Raw genomic sequence first — 1,840 nt, forward strand, 5'->3', positions numbered from 1 at the left:
CCAGTAGTGCCACTCTCACAATCTACCGCCATAGCTTGCTTTTTCACCAACGCTAAGCCGCGAACCGTTGTGATATCTTCTACTGGAGGTATTGCTTTAGGCGCACCTTCTGACTTTGGAATCAAAGTGACAATCGTTTTTTCCTTTGTAGCGTCTACATCATTCGTAGAGCTTATTGGCGTAAACATTGGTGCATTATTTGCTGACATATTATATCTAATAGTGACTTTCTCACCAGCTGGTATACCATCCGGTAATGCGTCGTGTAAGTCATATACATAGACACCATTAACAGGATTAGGCTTAGGATTAATTTTAACTTGCGTTCCTGTTGTACCTGTACCATAAGCGACGGTTACGCTCTTAGGCACTATATTGATCAAATCTGGTGTTTCACCATCAAAGTCATTGATAGTAAAGGTTAGCTCATCAGCTTTACTACCCTCAACATCTTTACCGTTATTGGTAATGACGGTTTCATGGGTAACTTGTCCGGCAGTAGCAGTCTCATCAAGCCCTGTCTTAGGTGCGATTTCTCTAACAGTTACACCAGTTAGGGTTAAAGCACGCTTAATAGTCGCCAATGATAATGGTCCAGTCGAGTCATCACCATTCTTCGCAGGGGCTGTACCATCTATGGTATTAACATCGGCATGGGTAGCAGGGTAGAAGTCACCAACTTTCAGCTCTTTACCAATGTCTGTACTATCGACAAGGATGTTATCAGTTCCATTATCAGCAGTGCTAGCATCGTTATCCAAGTTATCAGTGACGGCGACATGATTGATCAAGGTCTCGGCCATTTCAGGAGTAATGCCAGCTCCTTCAGCTTGTTTGACTGTAAAGACAATAGTTATTTTTTGACCTTTTGGGATATTGACGCCAGTAACATTAAAGCCTGTGTTGGCAGGATTATTGATAGTGCCATTGCCATTAATAGTGACGTTGCTACCCAATGTGATATTAGTGGCTTTTAACGTCTCTGCCATTACTATGCCAGTTGGTAGGAAGTCTTCGATAGTAATACCTAAGGCATCAGTAGCAAAAGGGGTGTCATGGTTGGTCACTACAACTGTATACTCAGCAGTATCTGCGGTATTATTGAGGTCGAGACCATTAGTAATGGTTTTAACGATACCAAAGGTAGGTAGTCTCGTGAATGAGCTATTAGTATTCTTAAGAGATGTGATTGGAGCAACAGGATTCGTCTTAGCTGCTAGTGCTCGACTGGTGGCAGTTATTTCTAGCGATTTTTCGTCACCACCCTTATTGCCATTGGTTTTGGCTTTAATAGTAAACTCAACACGCTCTCCTTTTTTTAGAACAGACGGTAGGACGCCACCCGCAGTGTAGGCTAAGTCATCGCCTCTGCGAATTTCAGTTTTTCCATCCGTGCCGCCATATACGATGAATGAGATTTTTGATGCGGCCTGGTCATATATACCGTCAGTGGTACCTATGGTTATATCATAGATATCATCACTGTTACCTGTGTTAGTTAGAGTATGTTTAAAGGTAACGAAGCCATTAGGAGCGACTTCTACTTTCTGATTTTTATCATCATCTTTAGTACCTTCTTGTCCTGGTCCTGTATCATCGTTATTGGCAGTCAAGGAAAATGATATTTGTTCTGATACGCTGATTTTTACGATATTAGATTTAACGACTGGTTGGTCCTGCTCACTAACTTTATAACTAGCACTTGCTTGGTTAGTGATGTCTATGCCCGTTGTTGTTGTGGGTGTTGTTGTTTCTGCTGCGTTAGCAGTTGTGCTCATACCGAGCACAGCGGCGATCCCGACGGCTAGCAAGCTGTGATTAAAGGTGTTTGATCTCATAT

Annotated in this window: 1 protein-coding gene; it reads right to left on the bottom strand. The window is 42.4% G+C overall.

The window, feature by feature from the left end; genetic code table 11:
- A partial coding sequence (locus CXF58_RS13785; RefSeq protein WP_102076312.1) for a hypothetical protein occupies positions 1-1,840 on the bottom strand: 1,840 nt, incomplete at both ends.

It is taken from the genome of Psychrobacter sp. Sarcosine-02u-2 (genome assembly GCF_002836335.1).
GTDB classification, from domain to species: Bacteria; Pseudomonadota; Gammaproteobacteria; order Pseudomonadales; family Moraxellaceae; genus Psychrobacter; species Psychrobacter faecalis.